Origin of the sequence: Brachyspira sp., from assembly GCF_029258575.1 — a bacterium.
GTDB lineage: Bacteria > Spirochaetota > Brachyspiria > Brachyspirales > Brachyspiraceae > Brachyspira.
In genome coordinates, this window is the sequence record NZ_JARHYI010000106.1 from 1 (window position 1) to 5,824 (window position 5,824).

The following is a 5,824-nucleotide window of genomic DNA, read 5'->3' on the forward strand; positions in this document are numbered from 1 at the left end:
TATGTATAATCATTTAGATAGTGTAGAGGAGTTTGAAGAGTTTAGTTAATATTTTTATGATTGGAATAGTGTAATGGCAGATGAATATTATAGCTTCCTTATGTGTAATTATGATGTATCAAAGTATCATGAAGGTTATTACAAACTTGAAATAGATGATCTTTTTATGTACACTGAATTTATCTCTTCAAAAGAAAAATGTTATTTTAACAAATTAAAAGAACAGCAAAAATGGTATATATTAAACTATAAGGAGAAAAAATGAAAAAATTATTTTTAATTATTAGTATTTTAGTAATGGTGGTGTCTTGTAGAGTTGAATCAAAAAATAGTACAGAGAGCTGGCAAGATAGAACAAGTTTCACTGTATGGGAAAATATAAAAGAAGGAAGTTTAATCTTTTTTATGAGTGACTCATATTTTGAAATATATTCCTCTAATTTTGACAGAGCTTTTGAAAGTGTAGAATCTTTTAAAACATATGCTTCGTATTTTTTGAAAGCACATTATCCTATATTAGTTAGTACAGATGATAATGGACATGTGCTACTTATTTATTTGAAAATTCTTATGAAGGGGATGTCCCTCAGATAGGAACATATTTTACAACATATGCAGGTATTCTAGAACAAGTTGGTTTAAAATCACTAAGGTATCCACGTATGCCTTATGAAGATGAAAGTACTGCTGAAACTTATATAAATTTACAGAAAATAGAAAATTTAATAGAAGCTACAAATCTAATATCTCATTTTACGTCAGATATATCCAATAATACTGAACTTATGGATCAAGTAAAGAAAACTATAAAAGCAATCAAATATGTAATGAGTTTAGAAGAATTTGATAAAGACGTGTTGTAATGATTTTAAAATTTATAAAAATAAAAAACCGTCAGCATTCTACCAAAGAATACCAACGGTGATTTTATACATAAGTAAATATTTTTTAAATATTTTAAGCTAGTGCTTTTTTAGCTACCTCAACTACAGCTTCAAATGCTTTGTAATCATCAATAGCCAAATTAGATAAAGCCTTTCTATCAATAATAACATTAGCTTTTTTAAGTCCGTTAATGAACTTACTGTAAGATATACCTAAAGGTCTGCATGCAGCATTGATTCTTAAAGTCCATAATCTTCTCATCATTCTTTTTTTCTGTCTTCTATCACGATAAGCATACTTTAAGCCTCTTATAACAGCTTCTTTAGCCTGTTTCATCTGCTTACTATGTGAACCATAGTAGCCTTTAGCCATCTTTAATATTTTTTTAACTTTTTTCTTTCTTACTACACCGCTAACTGCTCTCATTTTAGTCTCCTTTATTATCTGCCGTAAGGCATTAATCTAGGCATTTCAGCCATATTTGTATCATCAGCTATTCTAGCTTTGCGATACTTTCTTTTAGTATCTGGTCTTTTATTTAAAAATTTGTGGCTGCCAAATGCATGAGCAAATTTAACTTTACCAGTTTTAGAAAATCTAAAACGTTTCTTTGCACCGCTTTTTGTTTTTAATTTTTGTTTCATAAACTAATATCCTTTTAAATTATATTTACTGTATGCTCAATCTATGCGTATGATAAGTACGCAATAGTTAGTGGGCTAATTATAAAATTATTGTTCATTAGCTTCAGAAGATTCCTTTGTAGCAGAAAAACCTTCAGAATCAGTTTTCTTTACCTTTATAGGATTAAGCACTGCAGATAAATTCTTGCCTTCTAGTTTAGCAGGCTTTTCTGTAGCAGCTTCATTTTCTAAATCCTGTATAATTTTATTGATAAGGTCATAGCCGAATTCTGTATGAGCCATTTCCCTACCCCTAAACATTATAGTAATCTTAACCTTATTACCTTCATCTAAGAATTCACGAATATGCTTCATTTTAAAGTTGTAATCATGTATGCTTATTTGAGGACGCATCTTGATCTCTTTAAGCTGAACTAATTTCTGCTTTTTCTTAGCCTCTTTACTCTTCTTCTGAATATCAAATTTATACTTACCATAATTGATAATCTTACAAACAGGAGGTTCTGCCGTAGGTACTATCTCTACCAAATCTGAACCTTCCTCTTTGGCTAGGGCTAGAGCATCTTTAATACTCATTATGCCAAGACTTCCTCTCTCATCATGCACAACTCTAACTTCTGGTGCAGTAATAAATTGATTAATTCTCTCTCCTTCTTTTTTTACTGTTGCCATTATTTAGCTACCTCATTTAGTAGTAAATATAGAATCATTCATTCTCTCCTTAGATTCTTTTGTGAGTTTCTCGATAAACTCATTTAAATCCATATCTTTAATTTCTTGTGAAGAACGTGTTCTAATTGATAATTTTCCACTAGACACTTCTTCGGCTCCTATTATAACTGTATATGGAGTTCTTTGCAAGCGGTATTTTTTAATCTTAGTACCTAAATTGTCATTTCCCTCATCAATTTCCACTCTAAAACCAGCATCTTTCAACTGTTTAGCTACTTCATTTACTCTATTTATTTGAGAATCTTCATTAAGTACATTAACTAAAGCTACTTGTAAAGGAGAAAGCCATAATGGGAATTTACCATTATAATGTTCAACTAATATACCTATGAAACGCTCCATAGAACCAAGTATTGCTCTGTGAAGCATTACTGGAGTATGTTTTTTACCATCCTTACCCTCATAGCTAATCTCAAATCTTATAGGAAGAGAGAAGTCAACTTGTAAAGTACCACATTGCCAGTTTCTGTCAAGAACATCTTTAATATTAAAGTCTATTTTAGGACCATAGAAAGCTCCGTCGCCTTCATTAATCTTATACTTTATACCCAATTTGTCTAAAGCATTGATTAATGATTTAGTAGCAAGCTCCCAAATCTCATCACTTCCGATTGATTTAGCTGGTCTAGTAGAAACAAATATTTCAAAGTTCTCGAAACCAAAATCTTTATATACAGATAAATAATAGTCAATAGTATTAATAATCTCATCGCCTAGCTGTTCTTCAGTACAGAATATATGAGCATCATCCTGAGTAAAAGCTCGTACTCTGAATAGTCCATGCAAAGCTCCAGAAAGCTCATGTCTATGAACGAAACCCAATTCAGCAACTCTTAAAGGTAAATCTCTATAACTATGTATATTAGAATTATAAACAATCAAACCACCAGGACAATTCATAGGTTTTACAGCATATTTAGTTTCATCAATTTCTGTAAAATACATATTTTCTTTATAATTATCCCAATGTCCGCTTCTATGCCATAATTCTTCATTAAGTATAGCAGGAGTTTTTATCTCAACATATCCACGTTTATCATTCTCATTTCTTATATACGACTCAACTGCTTTATAAATAACCATTCCTCTAGGATGCCAGAAAGGAAAACCAGGTCCTTCATCATGAAAACTGAATAAATTCAATTCCTTACCTAATTTTCTATGATCTCTCTCTTTAGCCTCTTTAAGTTTCTTAAGATATTTATCCAATGATTCTTTACTTTCAAAAGCAGTACCGTATATACGGGAAAGCATTTTATTATTAGAATCACCTCTCCAATAACTTCCTGCAACAGACATAAGTTTATATGATTTAATATATCCTGTTGAAGGAACATGAGGTCCGCGACAAAGATCTATAAAATCACCCTGCTCATAAAATGATACTGTATCAGCATCTATACCTTCTATGATTTCTACTTTATAAGGTTCATTATTTTTCTTGAAATATTCTATAGCCTCATTTTTATTCATTACTTTTCTTACTACAGGTATATTTTCTTTAATGATTTTTTTCATTTCATCTTCAATTTTAGGTAAATCTTCCTCTGTAAAAGGTTTTTCTGCATCAAAGTCATAGTAAAAACCATCTTTAATAGCAGGTCCTATAGTAACCTGAGTATTAGGATAAAGTCTTCTTACTGCATGAGCCATTAGGTGGCTTGTAGAGTGTCTTAATATTTCAAGCCCCTCATCTGATGTGGTAAGTATCAATTCTAAATCGCCCTCTGTTTCAGGCGTATATGTAAGGTCAACTTCTATTCCGTTAAATTTAGCTGCTACTGCATCTTTGGAATCTTTTTTTGCATTTTGTTTAAGGAAGTCTAATAAAGACTCTCCATTGGACAAATCATAAGACTGTCCTGAATAATTAATTTTTGACATTATAACACCTCTTGAATTGATACTTAATATATATATTGAAAAACAATACAAATAATTATAATATTTTAACATATTTATACATTATAGTCAATCAAATTATATAATTTTAATTTAATCTATAAAAATATATTGACTAAAAAAATATATTTAATATATTAAATGAGTATTTCTTTTATACTTAAACACTATATTTTTTTATTAAATTTTTATTGTATTACAATTATTATTATACATACATCATTTTTTATATACTAATATATATAACTCATTTTTTGGAGAGGAATAATATGTTTAACAGCCTAAAAGTACGGATACTATTAATAATTATATCAACTATGAGTATTATGATTATGGGATTATTACTAACTTTAATAAATATATTTTCAACATCAATTACTAATATTGCTATAAAAGGTTTTGAAAATATATCTGAAGGATATGCTAAAAATTTGGATAATTGGTTTGCGGATAATAAAAAGATATTAAAAATATACTCTAAAAATAAATATATCATTAATTATTTAATAGATAAAACAGAAGAAAATAAAAATATTGCTTATAATGAACTTATGTACTCATTCGACAATATTAAAGATACATATAATTCTTTTAGTATTTTAGATTTGGATGGAAACACATTAATATCATTAAATAATTCAAATACTGTAGTAAAAGAAGAGAATGCTTGGAATAAATTAAAAAATAATAATTATAATTTTTCAATAACTGAAAATATAATCACCAACAACTCCCCTACACCATATATGATTATGTATTATGGTATAAAAGATTATCAAGATAAAGTTATAGGAGTTCTTGCCGCATCTATTAAATGGGATTCATTCAATAAAAATAATTTTGAAAATGTCGCAAATATAGGAAAAACAGCAAGATTATTTTTAATCAATGATTATAACAAATTAATAGCTCATAAAGATCCTTCAAGAATAGGCAAAGAAATAGGAAAAGAAATAAAAAAAGAAAATAGGAGAAATATTACAAAAGGAAGTATTAGATATACAAGTATAACAACTGGTAAAAAAACTGTAGCAGCATTAAATCAATTGGCTGAAGTTCCTTTTACATCAGTAATAAGTGTCGGAGAATCAGAATTTACTTCTCCTATAAAAACTATTATCTATGTTTCAATTATAATAACAATAATAATATTAATAATAACATCTATAGTAATAATATATTATATCACAACTAGAATAACAAATGTAATTAAGGAATTATCAAATTCTATTTTACAATTTAGTTCAGGACATTTATCATCAGAAGTACCAAACTGGATTTTTTTGAAAAAGTATAAAAATAATGAATTAGGAAATATGGCTGGTAATTTTTATAGTATGCAGAAGAAACTTATAGATATATTAACAAATATAAATAATATATCATCATCAATATCCGATAAATCATCAGCTATTCAAAATGGAAATCAATATTTATTTCAAAGAGTTGAAGAAGAGGCAGCAAATCTCGAAGAAACATCATCTTCTATGGAGGAGTTTGCATCTGGTATAAAAAATTCTACTCAAAGATCTTCAGATTTATCAAATATAATGAATGAAGTAAAAATAGCCTTGGAACATGAAGCTCAAATAATAAATGAAACTTCAGAAAATATAGAAAATGTTAATGAAGCAAGTGCAAAAATAAAAAATATTACAAAG

The 5,824-nt window shown here is 28.2% G+C and carries 8 protein-coding genes; 4 read left to right on the top strand and 4 right to left on the bottom strand.

The window, feature by feature from the left end; genetic code table 11:
- Positions 1–73 precede the first annotated feature (73 nt).
- The 3 genes from Q1J76_RS08160 (at position 74) to Q1J76_RS08170 (ending at position 863) form a co-directional block, all read left to right on the top strand.
- The gene (locus tag Q1J76_RS08160) at positions 74–265 is read left to right on the top strand and encodes a hypothetical protein (protein WP_300369549.1); all 192 of its coding nucleotides are present in this window, start codon (positions 74–76) and stop codon (positions 263–265) included.
- On the top strand, positions 262–594 hold the full coding sequence (locus Q1J76_RS08165; protein WP_300369551.1) for a hypothetical protein: 333 nt from the start codon (positions 262–264) through the stop codon (positions 592–594). The genes Q1J76_RS08160 and Q1J76_RS08165 overlap by 4 nt, the downstream gene beginning before the upstream one ends.
- A 68-nt stretch (positions 595–662) precedes the next feature.
- Positions 663–863: a hypothetical protein gene (locus Q1J76_RS08170; protein ID WP_300369553.1), complete on the top strand. Its 201-nt coding sequence runs from the start codon at positions 663–665 to the stop codon at positions 861–863.
- Positions 864–957: 94 nt separating this feature from the next.
- Here Q1J76_RS08170 and rplT read toward each other — a convergent pair whose 3' ends face one another.
- From rplT to thrS, 4 genes are all read right to left on the bottom strand, one after another.
- Positions 958–1,311, bottom strand: coding sequence for a 50S ribosomal protein L20 (gene rplT / locus Q1J76_RS08175; RefSeq protein WP_008725909.1), 354 nt, complete (start codon positions 1,309–1,311; stop codon positions 958–960).
- Between the two features lie 14 nt (positions 1,312–1,325).
- Positions 1,326–1,529 carry a 50S ribosomal protein L35 gene (gene rpmI, locus Q1J76_RS08180; RefSeq protein ID WP_300369556.1) on the bottom strand — a complete coding sequence of 68 codons (204 nt, stop codon included), beginning with the start codon at positions 1,527–1,529 and terminating at the stop codon, positions 1,326–1,328.
- A gap of 87 nt (positions 1,530–1,616) precedes the next feature.
- Positions 1,617–2,201, bottom strand: a complete 585-nt coding sequence (gene infC, locus Q1J76_RS08185) for a translation initiation factor IF-3 (RefSeq protein WP_300369558.1) — start codon at positions 2,199–2,201, stop codon at positions 1,617–1,619.
- A gap of 12 nt (positions 2,202–2,213) precedes the next feature.
- Positions 2,214–4,145, bottom strand: a complete 1,932-nt coding sequence (gene thrS / locus Q1J76_RS08190; protein WP_300369560.1) for a threonine--tRNA ligase — start codon at positions 4,143–4,145, stop codon at positions 2,214–2,216.
- A gap of 350 nt (positions 4,146–4,495) precedes the next feature.
- On the opposite strand from thrS, the gene Q1J76_RS08195 reads away from it, so the two are divergent.
- Positions 4,496–5,824 (top strand): cache domain-containing protein (locus Q1J76_RS08195; RefSeq protein ID WP_300369562.1); only part of this gene is annotated, 1,329 nt, incomplete at its 3' end.

Coding starts and splice junctions, on each gene's coding strand:
- Q1J76_RS08160 (WP_300369549.1), top strand. CDS start 74: ATGGCAGATGAATATTATAGCTTCCTTATGTGTAATTATGATGTATCA.
- Q1J76_RS08165 (WP_300369551.1), top strand. CDS start 262: ATGAAAAAATTATTTTTAATTATTAGTATTTTAGTAATGGTGGTGTCT.
- Q1J76_RS08170 (WP_300369553.1), top strand. CDS start 663: ATGCCTTATGAAGATGAAAGTACTGCTGAAACTTATATAAATTTACAG.
- rplT (WP_008725909.1), bottom strand. CDS start 1,311: ATGAGAGCAGTTAGCGGTGTAGTAAGAAAGAAAAAAGTTAAAAAAATA.
- rpmI (WP_300369556.1), bottom strand. CDS start 1,529: ATGAAACAAAAATTAAAAACAAAAAGCGGTGCAAAGAAACGTTTTAGA.
- infC (WP_300369558.1), bottom strand. CDS start 2,201: ATGGCAACAGTAAAAAAAGAAGGAGAGAGAATTAATCAATTTATTACT.
- thrS (WP_300369560.1), bottom strand. CDS start 4,145: ATGTCAAAAATTAATTATTCAGGACAGTCTTATGATTTGTCCAATGGA.